Source organism: Spirulina sp. CCY15215 (assembly GCF_016888125.1).
GTDB lineage: Bacteria > Cyanobacteriota > Cyanobacteriia > Cyanobacteriales > Spirulinaceae > CCY15215.
In genome coordinates this window covers 1-24,719 of sequence record NZ_JACSWA010000341.1, presented here as the reverse complement: position 1 = coordinate 24,719, position 24,719 = coordinate 1, and the positions used below count along the sequence as shown (strand labels likewise).

Here is a 24,719-nt window from a genome sequence, read left to right as displayed (position 1 = left end):
TTAGGACTTATGCAGCTAGAGAGCGAGACGCTCCCACTACTGTATTCTATCGTTATGGTAGTGCGGGCATTCTGCCCGCTAATGCGTAAGTCCTAAAAATACCAAAAATCAATTCAACACTACAATCTTGTCAAATTAATCCTATGCCTCTTTCTCAGGCTAAACCTGCCTTCCTTGTCCTTGCTGATGGCACCATCTATCAGGGCTTTGCTTTTGGTGCATCCGGCACCGCAATGGGCGAAGTTGTCTTTAATACAGGCATGAGCGGTTATCAAGAAGTTTTAACCGACCCTAGCTATTGCGGTCAACTCATTGTTTTCACTTATCCTGAATTGGGAAATACTGGGGTTAACCCAGAGGATGAGGAATCCGATCGCCCCCAAATCAAAGCCGCGATCGCCCGCAATATTTGTCAGCGTCCCAGCAATTGGCGATCGGTTCAATCTCTACCGGACTATCTCAAGCAGTATAATATTCCGGGAATTTATGGCATTGATACCCGTGCCTTAACTCGAAAAATTCGTTCCACGGGGGCCATGAATGGCATCCTGTCTACCGAACTTCTCGATACGGAAGAACTCCTGCGTCGAGTCCAATCTGCCCCCAGTATGGCAGGTTTGAATTTAGTGAAGGAAGTCACGGCAAAAGCCCCCTACCAGTGGAGTGAGACCACTCCGGAGGCTTGGGAATTTGCCGCTAGTGCAGAAGATACCGCAGCACCCCCCCTAAAAGTCGTGGCTGTTGATTTTGGGGTTAAACGCAATATCCTCAAGCGACTCGCGAGTTATGGCTGTCAAGTGACGGTAATTCCTGCGAGTACACCCCCCGAGGAAATTCTGTCCCTCGATCCCGATGGTATTTTCCTCTCTAATGGTCCTGGAGACCCTTCTGCGGTACAAGAAGGCATTGCTACGGTTAAAGTCTTGCAGGAAAGTCAGAAACCCATATTTGGGATTTGTATGGGACACCAAATTCTCGGTTTATCTCTGGGGGCAGAAACCTTTAAACTCAAATTCGGGCATCGCGGTTTAAATCAACCGTGTGGTTTGGATCGGCAGGTGGAAATTACGAGCCAAAATCACGGTTTTGCTGTTACAGCAGAATCTTTGGGGGATGATGTTGAAATTACGCATTTTAATCTCAATGACAAAACCGTAGCGGGTTTGCGCCATAAAACCTTACCCTTTTTCTCGGTACAGTATCACCCCGAAGCCAGCCCAGGTCCCCACGATGCGGATTATTTGTTTAAGCAATTTGTACAACTAATGCGGGACCATAAGAAGTAACGCGATCGCCCCTACACTTCATCGAGAGAGTCAAGCAGTAGGGGCTTTTTCCCCTCTCATTATTCATCATTCTGCTAAAATTCCCCCCAAACCGGGGCAATAATGGCTATACTAGACCATTGAATTCTTACCCTACAGTGAAGTGAGGAGGCCGCTATTCCAGAGCAACTGAATCTAACCGTGAGCTTAAGAGGCACGCGGGAAATTAAGAAAAACTATCAAATCTTCCGGCTAACCGGGTTACTCGATGCCTTTTCGGAGCCTACCTTTCGGAAAGTTCTGGGCAATCATATCGACGAAGGTCCCCATAATATCATTTTAGTTTTATCCCAAATTGATTTTGTGGATAGTTCTGGTTTGGGTGCTTTAGTCCAATTGGTCAAAAAAGCGCAAACAGCAGGTGGAAGTTTACAAATCGTGACTAATGCGCGAGTTACGCAAACGGTTAAACTCGTGCGTTTGGAGAAGTTTCTTTCACTCCAAGAGAGTTTAGATGCTGCTATTGCCAATATAGAAAAGTCAGGTAAGGCAGAATAATCGGGGCTTTTCAATTTGGGGAGTCCCTTTTCTTACGATCGCACTACTGTTGGGAGTTAAGTCAAACTTTTGGAAGATCCGTCAGCAGATGATTTAAGCAAATCTAAACCGATTGAAGATTGGCAGGGCGATCGCTTGCAGTCAATGCGCGATCGGGTTGATTTTCCTTTTCAGATCGAGCGTTTATCTCCTGCGGCTTTAGCTTATTTGGGAGACTCGGTTTATGAGCTTTACGTGAGAACTTGTTTTTTGCTGCCGCCCCGACGAATTTCAGATTATCACGATCGCGTTGTGGCAATTGTTCGCGCTGAGGGTCAGGCTAAACAATTGCGATCGCTCCTCCCTCATTTAACGGAATCAGAAAAAGAGATATTACGTCAGGGTCGCAATGCTGTTAATCGCAAGCCCCAACGTCTCGATGCAGAGATTTATCAACAAGCGACGAGTTGGGAAACTTTAATTGGTTATTTATATCTCACAAATATTCAGCGATTGCACGAACTCTTTTCTCTCCTCAAATTTGATTAAAAGTTTTGTCAACAATTGCATAAATAGCATCTTCTCCTTCTAAGACCTTATATAGTTAATATAGTTATATAGAAAGATTTGCTTTCTTTGGGAGGGGCTGGCTAGTTCTTTTGTTCTTTTGTAAAATTCTGTAAACAACTGCATAAAATAGCATCTTCTCCTTCCAAGAACTAAATAGAACGTTAATACGTTTTTTGAAACTGTTTGTTTAAAACAAAGGTTCTATATTTGAGGAGGTGAGAATAATGGGAGTGATTTACATTGGCGATCGCGAAACAGGGAAAACTTCTCTGGCCATGGAACTCGCAAACCCAAACAGTCACTATGTTAAAGTCACTCATCCAGATTATGAAAATCTCAAAGTGATGCTTTATGATGACGCTGAAGGTCGCACTAAAGCAACAGACGCAAGCCAAGCACTTTACGATCGCGCTTTAGAAATTCAAGTCGAATTGCCAACAGGGAAAAAAGAGATTTTATTAGAGTGGCTTGATACCCCCGGTGAAATCTGGCGAACCCGATGGCAGCAGGCAGATGAGAATCAACCTGAATGGCAAAAATTTCTCGGTAGCATAGTTGACAGCGAGGGGATTCTTTTAGTTGTTCCTCCCTATCGAGAGATTATCTCGGGGGCAAATCGCGAAGACTATATTACCCAACAACAATGGTGCAATCGCTTTGAAAGATGGGTTAAATTTTTCCGGCAAGATTGTCCTAAAGTTCGCCATCTCGTTCTTTGTTTGAATAAAGCCGATCTTTTTTGTGATGTGAATAAAGAAGCATCTCGTTTGGAGTATAGTCCCAATCGTTCTCCGATGACATGGCAAAAACGAAATGCTTATGTGATGCAGCGCTATTTCCGACCGATTCAGACTCAAATTGAACATCTAAATAAGAATATTTCTGGATTGGCAATTCGCTGTTTTATTACCAGTATTCATAATCGCAAACTACTGGAACTGCCTTGGATTTATCTGGGAAGTTTTTTAGCTGATTAAAAGGAGAAAATTATGGGAAATATTTGCGTTATTGGTCCGCGTGCTTCGGGTAAAACAACCTACTTGGCTGCTTTGGCTTATAAGCGAATGACCATCGGCAAATCTAAGCAATTTAATATTATTCCCTTGAATGATGATTCGCGGGAAATTGCTGAAAAAGCAGAAAATATTATCTGTCAAGGGGAATCTTTTGAACCAACGCGAGTTGAGTCCGTAGATACTTTGCCTGATTATTCCTTCAAAATTGCCGTTAAAAAATTTCCCCGTATTAAAGAAGAATCCTTTCAATTAGTGTTTAAGGATTATCCTGGGGAAGTCTTCGAGAAAATCGCTGAATCTGATGCAGGTGATGCCATTCAAGAGGAATTTATCGAAGAGTGTTTTCGCAAAGATGTTGAAGGCTGTTTAATCCTTTTTTCCGACTGGATTAAAGGAACAGATAACCATTACAACCGCATTATCAACCGCTTTTTAGAATTAATGGATTCTCACGATCGCGCCAAAGATTTGCGACTGGCTGTAGCTATGAGTAAGTGTGAACGAGGGGAACTGTGGTCGGGACGACTCGATCCCGAAACCGACCTATTTAATCGACATCTCCCCATGACAACAGCAACGTTGCGAGAAAAAGTAACTCCGAAAAATATTCGCTTTTATGCCATTTCCACCTTTGGGGTATTGCGACGAAACGACCCTCGACCCAATCGCATCGACGAACAGGGAAAATCCGGTCAAGCCTCGGTGTTACGGGAGATTCCGCGATGGCAACCTTACAACATAATAGCTCCTCTCTATTGGCTCAATAAAGGATAAAAGTGATGATTTTAGATTGGTTGAAGAACCGAAAAAACAAAAATGAGGATGTGCCGACTCTCTTTGATGCGAATGCAACATTGCGGGTCATCGGCGATCGCGCTTCGGGGAAAACGGCTTATATGGCTTCTCTGGCCTACTGGCCGAATGCCGATTCTAACAGTCCGGTGCAGGATATCTCCCCTGTGAATGATGACGCGCAGGAACTGATTAATCAAGCGAGGAATATTTTAGAACAGGGTTTGGAATTGCCTCCAACCGACCTCAATGCCAGTGCTGAGGATGTCAAAGACTATCTCCTCAGTATTGCTGTGAAAAATCAAATGTCCCTCACTTCTGCTAAAGCGGCATTATTTCCCAAAATTCTCAAATTGACCATTGGCTGTAAAGACTATGCTGGGGAGTTTTTTGCCGATTTAGTTCACAAAAGTAAAGATGCCAAATTGCAAAGTTACCTCGAAGATTGTCGAGAAGCAACGGGGTTAATGTTTTTGGTGGATGGAACTGCACCGCGCAAGGATATGGATTATGCGAGGGGGTTAGATAAGTTTCTGGGGGCGTTAGATGCCGTGGATGGGGGGGGAAAGATGAAGCGCATCGCTTTAGTTGTGACTAAGTGCGAAATTGAGCAGTTATGGGTTAATCGTCACGATCCGAGGAAAATTGCCGAGGCACGTTTTCCTCAAACTTGTCACAAGTTAGCCGGTTGGGCGAGTTTGGGGTCTGGGACGGTGGAATATTTCACCACTTCTGCTTTTGGGGTATTGGGTCGGGAGTTTCCCCAGCCTAACTCAAAGAAGTTAACCCGCGATCGCCAAGGGACGACTTCAGTGATTAAAGACCCGAAGCGATGGCGGCCTTTTGGCTTAGTTGCGCCGATTTACTGGCTTTGTACCGGCGATCGCTATCGGGAGTTGGAACGGGGATAATTCAATATTCACAATTTACAGTTCAAAAATGAGGGCAATGCTACAAATTCACGAATTTAGTACAGGAATTCAGGTCGAAGGAACACCGGATGGAGGATGGGTGTCGAAGGGCTTTACGGGAGATTATATGAATCGAACTCTCCCAACGATTCCTTCTGGGGTGCGGGATGCCATTACCAATCGCGAGTTTGCGGTGGCGGAGGGTGCCTACGGTAGCGATCCGGCGATTATCGGGCGGGAAGTATCTGGGTATGGGGAAGAATGGTCAGTTGTGGCGGTGGTCACAAAAGGGAAAGACGATCGCGGTCGCAGCGCTTCTATGTATCGTTATTTTCTCTCACAAGGACGAGGCAAATTGGAGATAATTTTGGCTTGGATGAATGGGGAGAAACAGCAGGGACGCGGGATTGTTTTCGATCCTTTCAATTCTAAGCGGGAGGGACAGCCTAATCTCTATCAAGCTAAAAGCCGGACGGGGTTTCAGTTGCGGGAGGATTTGCGGGGGTTAATGTCGGGATCGGCACCGGCGATCGTGCCTTGTCAACAACCTTGTGCGCCTTTAAGTCTCAATGAGATGGCGAAACAAATGGCGCATCGTAATGGAGGGGCGATCGCCTGGGCATTTAAGGTAGAGGCGTTGGAACAACCGAGAATGTTCCAAGCAATTCAACCGGGAAGCGATCGCGCTGAGGAGTTATTACGCCGTACTTTGGCTTCACAACCGCGTTTGACGACTCCTATCGCGGGGGAACAGGCGATTAAAAATGCGGTGAAGGGGTTGATGCGGAAGGTGAAACCGGAGAGTTTGCTTGCCCTTGATAATGCTTTAAGTAACTCTGCGATCGATGAGAGGTTTTGGCGAGAGATTTTTGACGGACAGGGGGCAAGTAAGGCAATCTCTCAGGGCTTGTATAGCGACCAAATGGTGAAGTTACTGACCTTGCGGGGGGCGATTTTACCTCAGACTTTGCCGGAGTTTGTCGGCTGGATGGGGTCGCGATCGGGCAAGCAGGATGAACATTGGACTATTTGTGCTGAGTTTCAAAGTGAGATTTTGCGTGAGTCCAATCAACTCTTGCAATTGAATAGTTTCAGGGAGCAGGTTTTGGCGGGGGCGCGATCGCTCATTCCTCGGGTCATTAATAAGCCAGAATTAGTTTCGTATGTTGCTTGGTTTTTGCATCCAAATCATGGGATTTGGGGATATTGGTACAGACAGCAAGTGCGAGAGGAAATTAACAATGACTTAAGTTTAATGAATCGTTTTGTCAGACAAAGAAACACTAATTTAGATTTTCAAACGACTGAGAATCTAAACTGGAAAAAGCTATTAGAAGATATTGCTATATTTTGGCAAGGTCATCCTCGCCCTCGCAAACAATTTGAGTCTTTAGCTGACTTGTTTTCTCAAATTGGGACGTTAGAGATGTCAGCATTATTTCATCATATTAGTTTTGGTGAAGTACCGGGAAATATTTTCGATCAACTCTGTCCTACTCATTGGGATTATGCTATTTATGGTATCAAAGTCAAACGGCAAGTTACTCCCATTGAATCTTTAGCTTATTTCTTATTAGACATAGGAGCAATTGACATGAAAATGATGTTTGTTTTGCCTTTACTAGCGATTAGTTTAACTGGTGGAGTCTTGTTGGGTAATACTGTCTTGGACTTAGAAGAAAAACCAGATTCAACTCAATCAAGTCAAAATTCAGGAACTGAGGATTCTTCTTCAACTCCTTCTAAGACACCACCTGAGTCTCCTTCTAGCCCAACAAATTTTGCTTCAACTCCTACACCAAATGACAAAGACTCTGCGGATAGTCCAACGCAATTTAAAAAGACTAGTGAAGCTATTCAAAAGATAGCTAACGATCTTACAAGTTATTCTAAAGGAACGCATTCTGTAGAAATTATTCAACAAGAAATCATAAAAATTTTAGGGTTTGCCCCATCAGAAAATCTGAGTTTAAAAAGTCTAGATTCTCCCGATCCTAATGTGGCAAAACAATGGGTCAATGCTATTGAAGACTATCAACAAAGAAAAACACTTAAAGTTGATGGAGTAATTAATGTAGATGGAAGAACTAGCAAGATGCTGAAATGTGATGTTGCACAAAATTTAAAAATTGTAGTACAAGATTGTCAAGCAGTAACTCAACCTAGTACATATCAAAATGGAACTCCGATCTCTGTTCCTCCTGCAGTTGAAAATATACCTTAATAAATACAATAAAATGCGAACCTATCTCTATGTCCTAGCTGGAATAACCTCAGCCTTAATCGGTTGGAACATCGGTCAACTGTTCCTTACCGATATGGGGATTTTAAAAACCGTTCCTGAAGTCGTTCTTTTTCCTTGTATTGCTATTTCTCTCGCGGTGGGAATGGTACTCAATGAAATTTTTGTCAGCAGTCCTACTCGTCCTAAATTGTGCTTTCGTAAAGCTAAAATTCCTCTACTCATTGCTTTAGGGTTGGGACTTGTAGCGGGACTGGTTTCTGGAGGTATTTCTCAAATTCTTTTTCATCCTGCCATTCGCGTTCCAACTCCCATAGTTCGCTCTTTAGGATGGCTATTTATTGGCAGTTCTGTCGGCGTTGCAGAGGGGTTAACATGGCGCTGGCAAACCATTGAAGCTGGGGATAAAAAACGCTTTCAAAAGCGTCTCAAACTCAGTATTTTTGCTGCTAGTAGTGCCAGTTTAGCTGCCGCAATTCTCTTTGAATTAATTCGTATTCCCCTCGGAGAAATGCCCAAGGAATTTAGAGGTGCAGAAGACCCGATTGGCTTTTTAATTCTCGGACTGCTGTTGGGATTAGCCTTTAGTATTTCTAATTCTCCCAGTTATATGGCTGCTCTCAGAGCCGGTACTGGATTTGAATACAAAGGAGACATTTATGATAATATCGATCCTTATGCCACAGTGGAAAGCAAACTCTATCCTCAGATTGAAAAACCTCTGCTTAAATTTGTCAGTAACAGCGAGACAGATTGGATTGAAGAAGGGCTTTCGATTCAACTCCCAGAAAGCGGAAAACTTAGAATTGGTTCTTCTCCTAAAGCCAATATTCGTATTCCCGATCTTCCTCTTCATGCTGCCGATATTGACTTATACAGTCGGGAAACAATTCTAACACCAAATTCTCGCTTTTTTTACACCATTGAAGTCAATGGCGATCGCCTATCTTCCAAAACTCCCATTTATTTAAAGCACAATTATGTCCTTACTTTTAGCGCTAAAACCGATGAATTTGACAATGAAGCACCGATTTACCGATTTGTTTACTATAACCGCTTCCTCGATCCGCAGGCTTAAGTTACTCTCGTTTCTTGGCTCTGTTTTAGGCTCTTTCTTTCTCCTGGCAGTTTTTATGACTCCGAGTTGGGGACAAGCGCAGGAAGCAGAAATTGTTGGCACTCCGGAAACAGAGGAAGATCGCGTAACTTTGCGAGTTAAAGTGAAGCGAGCGGATGGCAGACCTATTATTACCTTAGATGAGCGAGATTTTGCTTTGGAGGTAGATGGAGAAGCTGTGGAAATTGAGGAATGGGAGAGTGCAGAAGATGCGACTCCTCCTCCTGCTTGGGTCATCGTTTTACTGGATTTTAGCGGCAGTATGAAGGGAAAGGATAGTCGGGGTAAAACCAAGTATGAAGGGGCAATTAATGCCATTAAAGCCTTTATCGATCGCTCTGCGGAAAGTGGTGGAGATATTCAGATGGCGATCGTGCCGTTTGGGGAACCGGGGGATAGTTGTCCGGTGGATAAAATTCCACCTGTTAATAGTAAGACTTTAGATCGCTTTTTTCCGGCGGGAGACTTTAAGTTACAGAACTATTTGGAGACTTTAGGGAAACGCACTCCTTGTGCCTCTACAAATCTCTATGAACCTCTCAACCGCACTGTTCGTTTTTTAGCCAATAAAAAAGATACTCGTTTTCATCCTTCTGAAGAGTCTAAGATTACTCAACCTCGTCTTTCTGTCATTCTTCTTTCTGATGGCTATCACAACAAAGCGGAGACGGAACAAGAGGATTTTGAAACCCTACAATATCTACTGGAAAAAAATGAAGATATTGTGGTGCATACTTTGGGTTATGGGTTAACTCCAGAACAGTTAGGAAAACAGTATGGTTTGGGAAGATCTGCAACGCGAAAAGATTTGGGAGAAGGAAATGGAAAGGTTCCTTTTGAGGAATTTGTAGACAAGGATCGCTTGGCAGAAATTGCCGATATGACGGGAGGAGTGGCTGAGTTTTCTGGGGAGGAAGAATCGGTTGCAGAAGCGTTGCAATTGTTTTTCAACAGTTTGTTGGAATATCAATTGGTTTACGTTACTCCCCATGCACAACGGGGATCGAAACATGAGGTAAAGGCGATCGTAGAAAACAAGGTAGAGTCTCCTCTTTCTGGATATGCGATCGCGGTTTTTGGTCGTTCTTTACCTGCACAAGTTCGCTTGGCCATGATGGGGACTATTTTCCTCGTTGTCGGGTTAGGAGGTGTTCTTCCTTTTTGGCTTTGGGGAAAGAAGTTAAAGGAAGACGCGGAGAGTTAAATTGGCAATTATAAAAGTAGGTAAAATTATGAATTTCGCAACTTTTACAAAGATTAAACAATATCTTCTCTTGCTGGCGATCGCCTTGCTGGGTTGGGGATGTAGCAACATGGAGGACAAGGATATTTCTTCTGTCAGCGATGAATGTCCGAAGACTCCAGAAATTGTTCTCAAATCCGAGAATGTGCAAGCGATCGATTTGAGTTCAGAAGAAATGATTATGTCTGGAAATGTCAGTCGTCGCAAACACAAAGCATATCGTTTTGAAGCTAAAGCTGGCGATCGGTTTAATTATGAAACTCAACAGGATATTTGTCTTTGGTTTTACAATCCTGAGAATGAACTTTTAGAGGAGACAAAGTTCGAGCAGGATGGCAATTATATCGTACAAATTTCTGTTCCTCAAGGATCGGCAACATTTGAACTCGCTATGAGTTTAAACAATGAGGAAAATATTTCTTCTCCTATTGCCAAACCGTCACCCAGTAGTACAACAATCTCAAATAATTCTCCACCTCAAAATAATATTACGATTTCAAGTAATTCTCCACCACAAAATAGTTCGTCTTCGATCGCTCGAACCGATCCTAAAGAGTCCATAAAAAAATACTATTCTTATATCAATAATGAAGAGTATCCTTTGGCTTGGGAAATGCTAACTAATTTTCACCAACAAGACAAAAAACTGCACCCAAATGGTTACAATTCTTATTACGATTGGTGGATAAAAGTTGCTAGAGTAGATATTAAAGATATTAAGACAGTAGAAGTTCTTGCCAATACAGCAGAAGTCGATATTTGGTATAACTATTATATGAAACGAGGTAATACTCTCACTAATTCACTTCGTTTCTTTCTCGATTGGAATGAAAGTCGAGAGCAATGGCAAATTGCAAAAGTTAAAGTAAAATAATAATCTATTTGTAATAGATAGTTTAACTATGAAACGATTACTGTTCGCTATTTCTTTACTTATATTGAGCGGATGTTCGAGTTCATCCGATCGCGGCTCAAATTCTGCATCTCATCAAAGTCAAAAAGCATCAGAAGAGTGTCCTACCGAACCACAAGTTGTTTTACAAAAAGATGCTGTCGAATCCATCAATTTAACGGAAACTATGACTACTCAATCGGGAATTGCTAAAAAGAATAAATCTCTAGGATATCGCTTTGAAGCAGAAGCCAAACAAAGGTTTGACTATCAAACGGAACAAGAGATTTGTGTTTGGCTATATACACCAGATATGACGTTATTAAATAGCGGGGAATTACCCCAGGATGGTTCGTATATCGTACAAATTACCGCACCTAGCGGATCGGCAACTTTCGATCTTGCAATGGGGTTGGATGTGAAAAAATCGGCATCTCAACCATCTCCTACACCTCAACCTTCTTCTCCTCAGTCAGTTTCGTCTTCACCTTCTATTGCGATCGTTCCTGCTTCTCCTAATAATCCACCAACAATTCAGAGAACTTCTCCCACAGAATTTATTAAAAATCACTATATTTCCTTGAGTCAGCGTCAATACCAAGCAACGTGGAACAGACTTACTCCTAACTTTCAAAAGGTGGCTAAAGGCTATACGGAATATGTGAACTGGTGGCAAAAAGTGCGGGAGATTCAAATTGGGGAGATTCGCTTAATTGATATGGATGAGGGGAGTGCGATCGTGGATGCGAATTTACGCTATGTCATGCACACTGGCAAATCTTTTCCAGATTCCAATCGCAGAATTTATTTAATTTGGAATGATTCTACTGGCGATTGGTTGATTAACCAGAAAAAGCAACCGTAAAACAAACTTTAAATACTTTGATTTTTTGGAGGTCAAAAACCATGAAAGTGAATAAATTATTACTGCTTGCATTACCATTATTTCTTTTTGGGTGTGCTAATTTACCGAATATCAACATTTCTCTTGGAGAAAAGGAGTCACAAGCAACTGAATTTGATGAAAATGGTTGTCCTGTAGAACCAGGAGAATTAAAGTCCAACAATGTCAAAAAAATTGATATTGATGGCAAGATTATTGAAGAATCTAGTCGAGTCCGAAAAGGAAAATATATTGGCTATAGTTTTGAAGGGAAAAAAGGACAAGAACTAGATTTTAGTACCGAAACTGATTTGTGCCTCTGGCTTTTTTCTCCCAATAATGAATTAATAGACGGTCTGAAACTTCAAGAAGATGGATTCTATACACTGCAAATTACTGTTCCGAAAGGATCAACCAGTTTTGATTTAACAATAGGTTTAGATGCCAGTATACCAACAGCCTCTAATCCAATCTCAATTTCTTCTTCTAACCCATCTCCTCCTAGTAGTTCTCCTCCTCAGAATTCTTCTCAAGGGAATGGTTCAACGACAATTAATATTCCCACCAGTAAACCATCTCAGTCTCAATCAAGTTCTTTATCAAAAAATGATGCAATTCAACTTGTTGTGAATTGGCAAAAAGCAAAGCAAAGTATTTTTGCTTATCCTTATGATAGTCAGCTAGGAAGTCAACTTCTGACAGGTAAAGCATATCGAGACAATATTAATAAACCAGGAGATGAAAGTTCTCGAGAGTGGCTACAAAATAACGGTGCTTACTACACTTACCAAGCTCAAGAAATTAATAGTGTTGAAAGTTTTAATAACTCTGGAAATCAAGCATTTCTTGAAGTTGTAGCAACAGAACAACGGACGCTTTGTAATAAAGGACGACCCAGCAGTGATAACAACACATCGCTAGATAAAAGACGAGTACGTTACGATCTACAAAATGAAAATGGTAGCTGGAAAATTGCAGATTACAAAACCGTAAATGTAATCCAAAGAAGTTCTAATCCCTCTCCTGCTTGCTGATCGATCGCTAATCAATGGGTACAAGTTTAACTTATTTTGAGGCATCAATGATGACTTTTAAATTTCGTTGGAATCGTCTAATAACAAGCATTATAACTCTAGGTATTTGCTTTGGATGTGGTAATCCTTTACAGAATTTAGATTCCAATCGAGAGAATTCTTCGCTTCCTAATGATTGTTTGTTGGAAAACCAACCTAAACGAACTTCAAATCCATTTACAGTTGATGTTGATTTAGCTGGAGGAAATGTATTTGAATCTCGTAAAATTCGTAAAAATCAGCCCATTCACTATGTCTTTGAAGGTGAACCGGGTCAAACACTTTATATTGAGCCTAACTCTAATACCGCATCAGCAGAGCAAAAAATATGTGTAAATATTTTTGCTCCAGGTGTAGAACATATTCAGAGTAACTTTCTAAGAACTTTTCAAGTTGCATTGCAAAAAAAAGGAAAATATACTATCGATCTTTCTATCTTACAAGGTACAACAACTTATGATTTAACCTTAAGATTAGACCAATCAACAATTAATTTTTCTCCTTCTCGTCCATCCACAAAACTTCCTGTACTTTCTTCTAATTCTTCTACTGACACTGATATTTATCCTGCATCTACTTCAATAAAAAGAGTTTACAATCCATCTCCATTACCTCAATTGAGGCATAGTCAAAAATTACAATCAATTATCGATGAAATTCTTCGTTATCAAACAACAAAAGGAAAGTCAATGCCGCGCAATAATATATCAATAACATTAATTGATATTCAAAAGCAAGAATCAGCTAATCATCAAGGAGATATACCCAGATTTCCTGCAAGCGTTGTTAAATTATTTTGGATGGTTATTTTTTACGATCAATTTAGTTTAGATCAAGCTAAATATTATAACTCTCTAGATGATATGGAAAAAATGATGATTAAATCTGATAACAAAGCAGCAAGTAATGTTGTTGATTTAATTAGTGATGCACCATCTAAAGCACAAGAAAAAGGCTATGAATATAAGAGTTGGCATCAAAATAGATTACAGATGAACGATTTTTTTAAAGTGGCTGGTTATACCAATATTAATATTAGTCAAAAACCATTTCCATTCCCTTTTCCTGAACTGGGAGAATATGGAAAATCTCCTAAAGGATATGAAGCAAGAATGAGAGGCAATCCTAATAATCCAATTCGTAATGCAATTTCAACGGATTATGCTGCAAGACTGATGTATGAAATTGTTGAGGGAAAAGCAGTTCCAGAACACGGAACTAAGATGCGTCAATTACTTACAAGAGATTTATATTACGATTGGAATCAAATTAATCCTCAAATGGAATTTAATCCAGTTCTTAGATTTTTTGGTGAATATTTACCTTCTGATATTACTTTAGTTTCTAAAGCAGGGTGGACTTCAAGAACTCGACAAGAAGTTGCTTATATTAGCACAGGAAATACCGAGTATATACTGGCAATCTTTTTAGATGAGGCTCCTTCTTATGCTCAAGATATAACACTTTTTCCTAAATTATCTTGTCTTGTTTTTGAACGTATGACAGAAAGAACTTGCAATCAACCAACAAATAATTAAAGGAGATGAAAATGAATCAATTTCTAACTCAAATTAGACAAAAACTCAATAAACCCACCCTATTCGGCTTGTATGGGGCATTGGGTTGTTTAATTGCTGCCTTGCTTTTTGGAGAAGGATTCCTAGCACTAACAAAAACTACTCCTAGTTTCTTTCGTCCTGCCCAGGCGATCGCATTACTGATCGACTGTTCCGGTAGCATGGATGGGGATAAACTGCAAGAAGCCAAAAACGCTGCCATCCAATTCGTCCAACGCCAAGACCTCACTAAAGACCAATTTACTGTTCTCGGTTTTGGTAGTGACGTTCATCTCGGTACCCCCTTAACATCCGATCCTTATACTCTCGAAACCGCGATCGCGAATCTCTCTGACGGAGGAGGGACAATGATGGATATTGCCATCAACGCTGCCGCAGATCAACTCCAATTTGCAGAAGAGAATCGCCATCTTCTTCTGTTCACCGACGGCATACCAGGCTCTCAAGGCACCGATGCGATCGAAGAAGCCAACAAAACCCTCACTGCTGGAATGACTGCCAAAAATAACAATATTAACCTCATTGCCGTCGCAACGGGAGATGCTGACGTAAATTTTCTCACTCAACTGACCCAAGATCGCGATCGCGTCTTCTACGCCAGTACCGGAGACTTCGATCGCGCCTTCCGTGCCGCAGAAGAGGCAATTTATGGCAAACAACTGGTGGAATCTGAAGATGGGGGCAACTACCCCCTCCTCTACTCTCTCCTCCGTATCGGCATCTGGACTGGACTCCTCGCCATTGGCACTTCCCTGTCCCTGATCCTCGGCCAAAATCACTACCTCCACCGTCGTCTCCTCTCCTTCAATGAGGGCATCCTTGGCTTCCTCGGTGGGTTAGGTGCTGGAGTAGCGGCGGGGGCGATCGGACAACTCATTTATGCTCCCGTTGCCAGTTTCCCCCCCTTAGCCGTAGTGGGTAGAGTCGCGGGATGGGCAATTCTCGGTACTTTAGTCGGTGGTGGAATGTCCTTTTTTGTTCCTAACTTAAAATCTTCCCGCGCTCTCCTTGCCGGACTTTTAGGAGGAATTGGCGGTGCAATGGGCTTTCTCCTCGCTGCGGGTGCAATGGGGGATATTGTCGGGCGCTTATTGGGTGCCGCCATTTTAGGGGCATTCCTTGGGGTGGCGATCGCCTTGATCGAACAACTCAGCCGCGAAGCATGGTTAGTCGTCCATTGGAGTCCCGTCGAACAAACCAAAATCTCTCTTGGGGATAAACCTGTCATTTTAGGAAGTTCCCAAGATGCCCACGTTTACTTGCGTAAAGATAAAGGTTTTCCCGCCATAACTGCCACAATTTTTACAGAAAAGGACAAAATTATTATGCAATTTGATGACAAAATGCGCGAACTCAAATCCATGAAAAAACTTCGCCATGAACTCAACGATGGCGATCGCCGAAAATTGGGTGATGTCCTGTTAGAAGTTAAAACTTTAACCCATCGATTGCCCAATTAACTTGCAATTAAATGAACAATGGTGAAATATAAAGTTTCCCTAAAAATAAAAGACGATCCTGATGCTCAAGAATATCCTTATATTCTCGATCTTAATCTCAACCAAGAAAATAATCCCAAACAAATTTTTACTGCTGAAATCTCTCAGCGAATGCGAGAAATCTTGCAAAATAAAAGTGGTTGTAAAATTGATACAACCAACATCAATCGTATTATTTCAGCTTGGGTTGAAGATATTCAGGAAGGCTACCGCGATACAATCGTCATCTTAGATTTACCCCTCTTAATTGCCGCCAATATCAAAAATGTTTGCGAAGGAGGCAATCAAGAAATCCCACCTCTTATCCCGCCAGATTTCGGCGAAATTGAACCCCACGTGGGTGCATTTCCCCCTCTAATTTTTTCCTAACCAAACGTAATTTACCCCTATTCAGGATAGTCAAAATGCTGAACGTTTCTATCACTCCCCACCGGGAATTCTTACCCGCAGATAGCCCCGAACAAAAACTCTTTCTGATGCTAAAACTGCGACCGACCCAAGACGTTGCCAGTTCTCGCCCTTCCACTGCTTTTGCCTTCGTTATCGATACCAGTGGTTCGATGTATGAAGTCATTGCTGGCAACCCTCAACCCACAGGAAGAACCTTCTTTTCCGATGGCAAAGAATATAACGAAGTGACTGGGGCAAAATCCAAAATTGATATCGTGATAGAGTCCCTGCAAACCTTAATTCATTCTGGCAGACTCGATGGTAGCGATCGCGTTGCCCTGATCCAGTTTGACGACGCAGCTTCCACTATTCTGCCCCTCACTTCTGCCACCCAAACTACATCGATTGAAGAGGCGATCGCACAATTACGTAACTTTTCCGGTAGCACCCGCATGGGACTGGGACTGCGCCACGCCTTCGATCTCCTAGCCACTCAACAGATGACCAGTCGCCGGATTTTGCTGTTTACCGACGGGGCGACCTTTGACGAAGACTACTGCTTAGAACTCGCCCCCCAATTTGTGACTAGCAATATTCCCATTACTGTTGTCGGAGTGGGGGACTACGAAGAAGACTTACTTATCCAACTTAAAGATATGACAGGAGGTGTTGCTATTCACGTCGATCCTGATGCTACGCCGGAAGGGTCTGCCGTCCTCGTTACAGATTTACCCAACACCATTATCCAAGAGTTTAATCGCGCCCAACAAGATGTCATTAACAATCTGAAAATGACGGTACAAACTGTTAAAGGTGTTACCTTAAACCGCATTGTTCGCGCCTATCCCGAACAAGCAGAATTTTCTCTCACCAGCGATCCTTACCCCATTGGCAATGCAACGGCTAACGACGAAACCGTATTTATCCTCGAATTCAACCTCGATAGTCGTCCCGCCAAACGAGTTCGCATCGCCCAATTAGGACTCACTTATGATGTACCCGGACAAAATCGACGAGGGGAACTCCCTCCTCAAAACGTCGTTGTTCAATTTGTCGCCGGACAAATGGGGGCGCAGGTAGACCAAGAGGTGATGGGCTATGTGCAGCAGTGCAATATCGGCGATATGGTCAAACGCGCAACTGTACTCGCTAATAGCAACCCGGAACAAGCGGAACAACTGCTACAAACTGCTCAGAAAATCACTCAACGCTTGGGCAATAGTAGCATGACGCGATCCCTCGGGGACGCTCGGGACGAACTCCGCAAAACCCGCAAAATTTCCCCCGAACGCAGCAAAACCATCAAGATGGGTGCCAAGGGCAAAACCGTTCGTATGGGAGGAGATATTAATGATTCTATTTCCGACGAACAAATTCGCAAAATTTCGGGAACCTGATTTTAACAATCGATTATTAATCACTTAAAAAGGAGGTAAATTATGGCTATTATTTGTGATGCTTGCGGCTACGAAAATATCGATGGGGCTGAGTTTTGTGAAGCCTGTGGGAATGAATTAACGGCAACGGTTGCTCCAACTCCCGCACCTTCCCCTCCAGTATCCTTTCCCGATCCCACTCCCCAACCTACCCAAATTAGCTATCCCGACCCCATTCCGCAACCATCACCAACGGCTTATCCCGATCCCCAGCCCGTCCCTCAACCCATTTATCCCGACCCCATTCCGCAACCAACGGCTTATCCCGATCCTCAGCCTGTCCCTCAACCGATGTATCCCGACCCGGTACCCACTCCGCAACCCACTCTCGGGGATTTGCCCTCACCGCAAACATTTACCGGGGATACAGCACGACTGGTTGCAAAACAAGCCGGTTGTCCCTATCCTGAATTCGTTCTGGATGGGAGTAACTTAATTGTCGGACGTTTCGATCCCGATACGGGTCCGGTGGATATCGATCTGGAAGGATTTCCAGGGGAAGATACTATTTCTCGCAATCATGGTGAGATTTATCAAGAGGGAGGACAGTGGAAAATTAAAGACCTTGGTTCCACTAACGGTATCTTTATTAAGCGAGTTGGTCAACCTCGTTTTAGTGCGCGAATTATGATGCCAGAACCTCTCTATTCCGGGGATGAAGTGGCGATCGCCAAAATTCGCTTTCTCTTTCAAAGTTCTTAAAGGCTGTTTTGCCCCCTAGCAACCAATTTTGGGGTTTTGGGGGCAGAGCAACTTTGTTTTTAAAGTTAGCAATATTCACCTTAAGAAATATGAAACAATCTTTAGTTATCGAAATGGATCGCACTTATGCGATCGATGCTTTCCAAGTTACGATAGAGGCTCAAATTGCTAATTTTGCCGATATTGACTATTTCCGCGTGCAGATTCAATCTCCTCCTCAACTGGGACTTTTGCGGGTGGGAAGTGCGGCAGGTGGACTGGCACGAGAAAGGGAGTTGCGGGAGATATTAGGAGAACATCAGATGCTTTCTCCCTTACTGGCGATCGCCGGAGAAGATGCGATCGAATTGTCCTCGGACTCCCCTTTATCAGAAACAGAAGAGGTGCTTTCCTCTCAAGCAAGTGAGATATTGGATGCTCAACTTGAAGAGTTAGAAAAAGAGGACTTATTAGCAGAGGAATTAGAAACCGATGTAGGGCTTTTAGAGGAGAAGTCAGAAACCGATGCGGGGTTTTTAGAGGAGGAATGTTACGAACCCGTTGCGATCGCTTCTCAAACTTCAGGAGAAAGACTTTTTCTCCTCAGCAAGTTCCCCCAAAAGGAGGAAAATCTTGCGACTTGGCTTGAGGGGGAGCATTCTCAGGAAGGATCGCTTCTTCTGGCCAGTCAAGTCTGCCAATTTTTCCGCGTCCTCTCACAAAAACAATGGTGTTTAGTCTCCCTTTTTCCTCAATTCATTCAAATGGGAACGCCGATTCGCTTTTTCGATCTTACAGGAGTTTATCCCACGGGAGAGATTTTAAAATCTGGCTTAGTAGCAGATTATTGCGCCCCAGAAGTTGCTTCAGATCGTCCCATTGACGAACAAATGAGTACCTATATTGTCGGACTCTTACTCTATCAAGCCATCCATCATCGTCTCCCAGAGGACAAATTAAACCCCGATATTGACAAAATTCCGCGCATCCATCAAATTCTCAAAATTGCCCTCAACCCGATCGCAGACGATCGCTTTTTCCTCTCTCAATTATTAAACCTCCTCGTGGAAACTCGACAATCATTGCGATCGCGCCAAATTCGTTGGCAAATCGCCAGTCAGTCCACCGTGGGACTCTCGGAGAATCGCTTGCACAACGAGGATAGCTATGGCATTCGTCAGCAGCCTGCCAGCAACTCTCCTTCATGGATTATAGCCGCCGTTGCCGATGGGATGGGGGGAATGGCAGAAGGAGAAGTGGCCAGTCAACTCGCCATTCAAACAGTGTTAGAAACACCTCTACCTCCAGAGTTAAATAAACCCCAAACTTGTCGAGATTGGGTCATGAGTCTGGTGGAAAAAGCTAATGAAGCCGTTAGCGATCGCGTCAAAGATGGTGGAACAACTCTCAGTATTACTTTCACCGTCGAACGCAATTTATACCTTGCTCATGTCGGAGATAGTCGCATCTTTTTACTCAGAAAAGGTACAATTTGTCAACTCAGTGAAGACCATTCAATGGTTGCCATGTTGCTGGCCAGTGGTGAGATTTCTTATCAAGAGAGTCTCAATCATCCCGATAGCAATCTTCTTCTTAAATCTCTCGGTTCTAAACCACGTTTAAGCGCAGGATATGCCCAGAATTTAAGTCGGTTTGGCGAGGATTTCTCTCTTGTTCTTGAAGATGGAGATATTCTCCTCCTTTGTTCCGATGGTGTTTGGGGCTTAGTGTCTCCTGAAGATCTAGCGCAACTGTTTACAGACTTCTCTGATTTGCAAGAAGCCATTGATGAGGCGATCGCCAGCGTCCTTAAAAAAGGAGCAGATGATAATGCGACTTTAATTGCTTTGAAATGTCTCGGAGAAAGCCGGCAATTTTAACGAAATTGCTTGTTTCTCATACTTTTTTTTGCTGTTCTTGTGAATTTAAGATAATGCAACTTCCTCCCGGTACACTGCTCAAACAACAACGATATCAAATTGAAACCACTCTCGGTCAAGGTGGATTTGGCATTACTTATCGAGGGATCGATCGCCTTCGCACCTTGCGAGTAGCCATTAAAGAAAATTGGCCAGATAGTGCCATTCGTCAAGGTACAACTGTGGTTTGGATGAGAGCTAATGAAGAAAAAAAACAAGAACAATTGCAACAATTTAAGACTGAAGCCAAGTATTTATCGAAGTGTATTCATCCGAATATTGTTCGAGTTTATGACTGGTTTGAAGAGAATGATACGGCTTATACGGTCATGAGTTTCGTGCAAGGAAAATCTCTCTTGGGTTTGTTCCAAGAAATCGGTAAATTTCCCGTCGATCGTTTACTTCGTTATTTTCTGCAAGTTGCAGCAGCCTTACAAGTTATTCATAGTAAAAAATTATTACACCGGGATATTAAGCCCGAAAATATCCTCATTGATTCCCGCGATCGCGCCATCTTAATCGATTTTGGAGCAATGCGGGAATATCAAGCACGAAAAACAGGCAAAATGACTGCCATTTTAACCCCTGCTTATGCCCCCATCGAACAATATTCTACTTTTGGTCAGCACGATACTACCATTGATATTTATGCTCTCTGTGCCTCAATGTATCATCTTCTCACAGGATATTCTCCCGCCGAAGCACCAGACCGCATCAGTAGCGATCGCCTAATTCCACCAAGTCAATTAATGGAAATTGACTCTCGCTTAGAACAGATCATTTTAATAGGAATGGCACGCGATCGACAACAGCGCTTTCAAAGTGCCGGAAAATTAATGGAGTGTTTAAATGCTCTTTATCAAACAGGGACTGCGAGACTGGTTTATCTCCATCCTGGATTTGATGCCTTTGAATTTGAGGTGAAAGGCGATCGCGCGATCGTGGGGCGATCGGATCCAGAAACTGGTGCAGTAGATATTGATCTGAATCATTTTCGCGATCGTGACACTATTTCTCGCCGTCACGGAGAACTTTACAAAGAAGGAAATCACTGGAAAGTGAGAGACTTAGACTCAACCAATCACATTTATATTAAACGTTCCAACCAATCTCGATTTGGTCCCAAAATTACTACCCCCGAATTTGTTAATTCTGGTGACGAAATTAGCTTTGGTAAAATTTGTTTTCTTTTTCAAATATTTTAACTCCAAGGAGAATGTATCATGGACAATTTTTGCCCTACCTGTAGCGCTCAAAATCCAATTACAGCTACTATGTGTCAAGCCTGTGGATTTGACTTAACTACTTTTAATGACAATGAGGAATCTTCTTCTCACTCTCCCTTGCATCTTTCTCCTGAAACTATTCTTAAAAAAGGACGTTATCAGGTTGAAAAAACTTTAGGAGAAGGAGGATTTGGGATTACCTACAAAGGTTGCGATCGCTCTAGTTCTACAGAAGTTGCTATTAAAGAATTGTTTCCCGATAAATCTTCGCGTCAAGGAACAGAAATTATTTGGTCAAATTCAATTCCTCCTCAATCAAGAAAAGAACAGATTAGCAAGTTTAAAGGAGAAGCTGAATATCTTTCAAAATGCGTTCATCCTCATATTGTCCGAGTATATGACTGGTTTGAAGAGAATAAGACTGCTTATATTGTCATGGATTTTGTAGATGGTAAACCTTTATCTAAAATATTAGAAGAACAAAAGGTTTTATCGGAAAATCAAGTCAAAAAATATTTTATTCAACTAGCAGAAGCACTAAAAGTTGTTCATGCTAATAATTTACTTCACCGCGATATTAAACCTGAAAATATTATTATCAATCAAGAAGATCGAGCGATTTTAATTGATTTTGGTAATGCTAGGGAATTTATTGCGGGGAAAACTCAAAAAATGACTCAGATTGGTACACCGCAATATGCTCCCCTAGAACAAGGAAGTTCACAAGGCAGAAGAAATCCCAGTTTAGATATCTATTCTCTCTGCGCTTCAATGTATGAATTAATAACAGGAGAATTACCAATTCAAGCCACCGATCGCGTTCATGTTGATACCCTCAAACCACCTCGTCAAATTGTTCCCAGTATCGATCCTATCACTGAAAAAGCGATCCTCACAGGAATGAGAATACGGGCAGAAGATCGCTTTCAAAGCGCCGATGAAATGATTCAAGCCCTCCAAGGTCGCCTCGTTTCCCCTATTCTCAGTCGTGCCAGACAGTTTGTCAAGCAACAGAAACTCTCAGAAGCAGCAGATGCCTATCATAAATGTCTTGACAGCGAACCGGGAAATGGAGATGCTGCCGTAGAACTCAGTTTAGTTCTCATTTATATCAACGAAAGTCAAGCCGAAACTGCTGCCCGAGTTGCCATTCAAGCTAAACCCAATGATGGTCGGGGATACGGGGTATTAGGCTTAGTGAGTTGTCGTCGCAGTAACTGGTCGGAAGCCTTGCATCACCTACAAACTGCTGTAAATCTCTCTCCAAGTGAAGGCTGGATACAGGCTAATCTTGCTTGGGCTTTAGGGAAATCAGGTCAATGGTCGGAGGCAGAAACGGCTGTTAAACGCGCGATCGCATTGGATAATCAATCAATTTTTGCTATGGGACTGCAAGGGTGGATCGCCGTTAATCAACAAGATTGGAAAGCGACCATTCGTTATGCCAGACCGACGCTTTTTAAATCTAAACAATTAAACCATCGTCAAGATGTTCGAGTCTGGGTTTATTCTTGTCTCCTTACAGCTTTAGATAAGGCAGTTGTTACCCAACAATCTACCGATGTCGATCGCTGTTTACAAGAGATTCTCTCTCAATTTCCCCAACATGGTTTTGCGTGGGGATTTCAAGGCTGGAAACAAGCTGGACAACAGTTATGGTCAGAAGCAATACAAAGTTTTAATCGGGTTAGCGATCGCGCTCAAATGCCAAGCTGGATGTTATGCGATCGGGGCATCATACAGGAACAAAAAAATGATTTACAAGGAGCAATTCAAGATTATGAAATCTGTAGTCAACGCTTTACCGATAATGCTTTTACTTATTTCCGTTGGGGGACGGTTTTAGGGCGTGTCGGACAATGGGAAGAAGCTAAAATTGTGCTAGAAAAAGCAGTGCAATTAAAGCCAGATTATGCAGAAGCACATCACAACTTAGGCTGGGTTTTACTCAATATCAAAACTTCTGATGGAGAGATTGCCTATTTTCGTCAGTTGTGGACTTCTTATCGTCGCGCGATCGAGCTTTATAACCAACAGTATAAGGTTCATTTAGCACAGAAGATTCAACAAGTTTTTCAAAGTGCTGGGGTTCAACTTTAGTTTTCGTGCAAAATTTTCAGGAAATTATTGTAAGCATTCAGGTCAAGATTCCCACGCGACCAAGACAACGGCGAATTGATGTATAACAAGAGAGAGAATCAATTTTTAATTCTTCTATGACGGATCGCTCTGAAAATGTCCAAAACCAAACCACAGACCTCATTTACGGTCGCCATCCCGTCCTGACCGCATTGGAAAACGATCGCCAACTCAACCGCCTTTGGGTACTCCCTCAACTGCGACGCGATCGCCGTTTTAAAGAAGCGATCGATCGCGCCAAGGCCAATGGGGCAATTATCGACGAAACCAACCCCCAACGCCTCAATCAGCTTATCCCAGGGGTTAATCATCAAGGTATTGTCGCACGAGTTGCCCCTTATACTTATATTGAACTGGAGGAGGCGATCGCCAAAGCCCTAGAAACTAGCAAAAATCCCGTTATTCTCGTCGCTGATGGTATCGTAGACCCCCACAACCTCGGTGCCATCATTCGTACCGCAGAAGCAATGGGAATGCAGGGTTTAGTTATTCCTCAACGACGGGCAGCCGCCATCGATTCTACCGTAATGAAGGCATCTGCGGGGGCTTTAGAGCATTTCCCCGTCGCCCGAGTCGTCAACCTCAACCGTGCCTTAGAAACCCTCAAAACCTCGGGATTTTGGGTCTATGGCATGATTTCCGATGCCGAAACCCCCCTGCATACCCTCGAATTGAATGGCGCGATCGCCTTGGTTATCGGATCTGAAGGTCAAGGACTTAGTGCTTCCATCGAACAAAATTGCGATTTCCTGACATCTATTCCCCTCCTAGGAATGACCCCCAGCTTGAATGCCTCTGTAGCTGCGGCGATCGCGATTTATGAAATCTCTCGTCAACGAAATTTCGGCAAAATTTCCCCATAAATTGTGATCCTAACAATGGTAATCCCACAGGAGAAGAGGTATAACAAAATGGATTGCTTAAAGAAAAATTAAGTAATGTAAAGAATGGCGCTATAATGCCGAATTAAGTTCAGTCCTCCTAATCCGAGGGAAATTGTCAGAAACCTCAGCCTAAAGGCGTGAGGCTTGAAAGAGAAGTCTAACAGGCCATTCTGACCAGACTAAGTACTCTGTGTACTACGTTATTTTGGTCACGACACCTGGGAATGCGAAGCTAGTTCCTCGCCCTGTCGTTAGCAGTTAAACAATTTTAAGGTCACTGAAATAGTGCTGCTAACCCAACAAGCTAAAATAACCTTGTCGAAGCTAACTTTACCCCGAAAGGGAGGCTCGAAAGAGCAAAACTGCTATGCGTACAGGGTTGTTTAATTAGATACAGTAATTGTCCTGTTAAAAGTGCAATACAAAA

General features: G+C 42.7%; 21 protein-coding genes. All 21 read left to right on the top strand.

What is annotated here, in order from left to right; translation table 11 throughout:
- Nucleotides 1–143: 143 nt before the first annotated feature.
- The 21 genes from carA to rlmB all read left to right on the top strand — a co-directional run bounded on the left by carA (nucleotide 144) and on the right by rlmB (nucleotide 24,271).
- The gene (gene carA, locus JUI58_RS07425; RefSeq protein WP_204103125.1) at nucleotides 144–1,286 is read left to right on the top strand and encodes a glutamine-hydrolyzing carbamoyl-phosphate synthase small subunit; all 1,143 of its coding nucleotides are present in this window, start codon (nucleotides 144–146) and stop codon (nucleotides 1,284–1,286) included.
- 156 nt (nucleotides 1,287–1,442) lie between these two features.
- Nucleotides 1,443–1,823: an STAS domain-containing protein gene (locus JUI58_RS07420; RefSeq protein ID WP_348539858.1), complete on the top strand. Its 381-nt coding sequence runs from the start codon at nucleotides 1,443–1,445 to the stop codon at nucleotides 1,821–1,823.
- A 144-nt stretch (nucleotides 1,824–1,967) separates the two neighbouring features.
- Complete coding sequence (locus tag JUI58_RS07415; protein ID WP_204103139.1) at nucleotides 1,968–2,351, top strand: ribonuclease III domain-containing protein; 384 nt, start codon at nucleotides 1,968–1,970, stop codon at nucleotides 2,349–2,351.
- Nucleotides 2,352–2,596: 245 nt separating this feature from the next.
- The gene (locus JUI58_RS07410; RefSeq protein ID WP_204103123.1) at nucleotides 2,597–3,349 is read left to right on the top strand and encodes a hypothetical protein; all 753 of its coding nucleotides are present in this window, start codon (nucleotides 2,597–2,599) and stop codon (nucleotides 3,347–3,349) included.
- Between the two features lie 12 nt (nucleotides 3,350–3,361).
- The gene (locus tag JUI58_RS07405; RefSeq protein WP_204103122.1) at nucleotides 3,362–4,162 is read left to right on the top strand and encodes a hypothetical protein; all 801 of its coding nucleotides are present in this window, start codon (nucleotides 3,362–3,364) and stop codon (nucleotides 4,160–4,162) included.
- A 5-nt stretch (nucleotides 4,163–4,167) separates the two neighbouring features.
- A complete protein-coding gene (locus JUI58_RS07400) occupies nucleotides 4,168–5,091 on the top strand; it encodes a hypothetical protein (protein WP_204103121.1) in 924 nt (307 codons plus the stop codon).
- 28 nt (nucleotides 5,092–5,119) lie between these two features.
- On the top strand, nucleotides 5,120–7,315 hold the full coding sequence (locus tag JUI58_RS07395; protein ID WP_204103120.1) for a hypothetical protein: 2,196 nt from the start codon (nucleotides 5,120–5,122) through the stop codon (nucleotides 7,313–7,315).
- A gap of 13 nt (nucleotides 7,316–7,328) precedes the next feature.
- On the top strand, nucleotides 7,329–8,411 hold the full coding sequence (locus JUI58_RS07390; RefSeq protein WP_204103119.1) for a hypothetical protein: 1,083 nt from the start codon (nucleotides 7,329–7,331) through the stop codon (nucleotides 8,409–8,411).
- A gap of 55 nt (nucleotides 8,412–8,466) precedes the next feature.
- Nucleotides 8,467–9,654: a vWA domain-containing protein gene (locus JUI58_RS07385; protein WP_204103118.1), complete on the top strand. Its 1,188-nt coding sequence runs from the start codon at nucleotides 8,467–8,469 to the stop codon at nucleotides 9,652–9,654.
- Nucleotides 9,655–9,682: 28 nt separating this feature from the next.
- Complete coding sequence (locus JUI58_RS07380) at nucleotides 9,683–10,567, top strand: hypothetical protein (RefSeq protein WP_204103117.1); 885 nt, start codon at nucleotides 9,683–9,685, stop codon at nucleotides 10,565–10,567.
- 28 nt (nucleotides 10,568–10,595) lie between these two features.
- Complete coding sequence (locus JUI58_RS07375; protein WP_204103116.1) at nucleotides 10,596–11,450, top strand: hypothetical protein; 855 nt, start codon at nucleotides 10,596–10,598, stop codon at nucleotides 11,448–11,450.
- Between the two features lie 41 nt (nucleotides 11,451–11,491).
- Nucleotides 11,492–12,502, top strand: coding sequence for an ARC6/PARC6 family protein (locus tag JUI58_RS07370; RefSeq protein WP_204103115.1), 1,011 nt, complete (start codon nucleotides 11,492–11,494; stop codon nucleotides 12,500–12,502).
- A gap of 47 nt (nucleotides 12,503–12,549) precedes the next feature.
- A complete protein-coding gene (locus JUI58_RS07365; RefSeq protein ID WP_204103114.1) occupies nucleotides 12,550–14,079 on the top strand; it encodes a serine hydrolase in 1,530 nt (509 codons plus the stop codon).
- Between the two features lie 11 nt (nucleotides 14,080–14,090).
- On the top strand, nucleotides 14,091–15,578 hold the full coding sequence (locus JUI58_RS07360) for a vWA domain-containing protein (protein WP_204103113.1): 1,488 nt from the start codon (nucleotides 14,091–14,093) through the stop codon (nucleotides 15,576–15,578).
- 18 nt (nucleotides 15,579–15,596) lie between these two features.
- The gene (locus tag JUI58_RS07355; protein ID WP_204103112.1) at nucleotides 15,597–15,986 is read left to right on the top strand and encodes a hypothetical protein; all 390 of its coding nucleotides are present in this window, start codon (nucleotides 15,597–15,599) and stop codon (nucleotides 15,984–15,986) included.
- Between the two features lie 35 nt (nucleotides 15,987–16,021).
- Nucleotides 16,022–17,404, top strand: coding sequence for a VWA domain-containing protein (locus JUI58_RS07350; protein WP_204103111.1), 1,383 nt, complete (start codon nucleotides 16,022–16,024; stop codon nucleotides 17,402–17,404).
- Between the two features lie 42 nt (nucleotides 17,405–17,446).
- Nucleotides 17,447–18,145, top strand: a complete 699-nt coding sequence (locus JUI58_RS07345) for an FHA domain-containing protein (protein ID WP_204103110.1) — start codon at nucleotides 17,447–17,449, stop codon at nucleotides 18,143–18,145.
- Nucleotides 18,146–18,234: 89 nt separating this feature from the next.
- Nucleotides 18,235–20,004: a protein phosphatase 2C domain-containing protein gene (locus JUI58_RS07340; protein ID WP_204103109.1), complete on the top strand. Its 1,770-nt coding sequence runs from the start codon at nucleotides 18,235–18,237 to the stop codon at nucleotides 20,002–20,004.
- Nucleotides 20,005–20,057: 53 nt separating this feature from the next.
- Nucleotides 20,058–21,248, top strand: coding sequence for an FHA domain-containing serine/threonine-protein kinase (locus tag JUI58_RS07335; RefSeq protein WP_204103108.1), 1,191 nt, complete (start codon nucleotides 20,058–20,060; stop codon nucleotides 21,246–21,248).
- A gap of 18 nt (nucleotides 21,249–21,266) precedes the next feature.
- Complete coding sequence (locus JUI58_RS07330; protein ID WP_204103107.1) at nucleotides 21,267–23,369, top strand: serine/threonine-protein kinase; 2,103 nt, start codon at nucleotides 21,267–21,269, stop codon at nucleotides 23,367–23,369.
- 116 nt (nucleotides 23,370–23,485) lie between these two features.
- Nucleotides 23,486–24,271 (top strand): 23S rRNA (guanosine(2251)-2'-O)-methyltransferase RlmB, encoded by a 786-nt coding sequence (rlmB, locus tag JUI58_RS07325; RefSeq protein WP_204103106.1) that lies wholly within the window; start codon nucleotides 23,486–23,488, stop codon nucleotides 24,269–24,271.
- Nucleotides 24,272–24,719: the final 448 nt, after the last annotated feature.

Coding starts and splice junctions, on each gene's coding strand:
- carA (WP_204103125.1), top strand. CDS start 144: ATGCCTCTTTCTCAGGCTAAACCTGCCTTCCTTGTCCTTGCTGATGGC.
- JUI58_RS07415 (WP_204103139.1), top strand. CDS start 1,968: ATGCGCGATCGGGTTGATTTTCCTTTTCAGATCGAGCGTTTATCTCCT.
- JUI58_RS07410 (WP_204103123.1), top strand. CDS start 2,597: ATGGGAGTGATTTACATTGGCGATCGCGAAACAGGGAAAACTTCTCTG.
- JUI58_RS07405 (WP_204103122.1), top strand. CDS start 3,362: ATGGGAAATATTTGCGTTATTGGTCCGCGTGCTTCGGGTAAAACAACC.
- JUI58_RS07400 (WP_204103121.1), top strand. CDS start 4,168: ATGATTTTAGATTGGTTGAAGAACCGAAAAAACAAAAATGAGGATGTG.
- JUI58_RS07395 (WP_204103120.1), top strand. CDS start 5,120: ATGAGGGCAATGCTACAAATTCACGAATTTAGTACAGGAATTCAGGTC.
- JUI58_RS07390 (WP_204103119.1), top strand. CDS start 7,329: ATGCGAACCTATCTCTATGTCCTAGCTGGAATAACCTCAGCCTTAATC.
- JUI58_RS07385 (WP_204103118.1), top strand. CDS start 8,467: ATGACTCCGAGTTGGGGACAAGCGCAGGAAGCAGAAATTGTTGGCACT.
- JUI58_RS07380 (WP_204103117.1), top strand. CDS start 9,683: ATGAATTTCGCAACTTTTACAAAGATTAAACAATATCTTCTCTTGCTG.
- JUI58_RS07375 (WP_204103116.1), top strand. CDS start 10,596: ATGAAACGATTACTGTTCGCTATTTCTTTACTTATATTGAGCGGATGT.
- JUI58_RS07370 (WP_204103115.1), top strand. CDS start 11,492: ATGAAAGTGAATAAATTATTACTGCTTGCATTACCATTATTTCTTTTT.
- JUI58_RS07365 (WP_204103114.1), top strand. CDS start 12,550: ATGATGACTTTTAAATTTCGTTGGAATCGTCTAATAACAAGCATTATA.
- JUI58_RS07360 (WP_204103113.1), top strand. CDS start 14,091: ATGAATCAATTTCTAACTCAAATTAGACAAAAACTCAATAAACCCACC.
- JUI58_RS07355 (WP_204103112.1), top strand. CDS start 15,597: ATGGTGAAATATAAAGTTTCCCTAAAAATAAAAGACGATCCTGATGCT.
- JUI58_RS07350 (WP_204103111.1), top strand. CDS start 16,022: ATGCTGAACGTTTCTATCACTCCCCACCGGGAATTCTTACCCGCAGAT.
- JUI58_RS07345 (WP_204103110.1), top strand. CDS start 17,447: ATGGCTATTATTTGTGATGCTTGCGGCTACGAAAATATCGATGGGGCT.
- JUI58_RS07340 (WP_204103109.1), top strand. CDS start 18,235: ATGAAACAATCTTTAGTTATCGAAATGGATCGCACTTATGCGATCGAT.
- JUI58_RS07335 (WP_204103108.1), top strand. CDS start 20,058: ATGCAACTTCCTCCCGGTACACTGCTCAAACAACAACGATATCAAATT.
- JUI58_RS07330 (WP_204103107.1), top strand. CDS start 21,267: ATGGACAATTTTTGCCCTACCTGTAGCGCTCAAAATCCAATTACAGCT.
- rlmB (WP_204103106.1), top strand. CDS start 23,486: ATGACGGATCGCTCTGAAAATGTCCAAAACCAAACCACAGACCTCATT.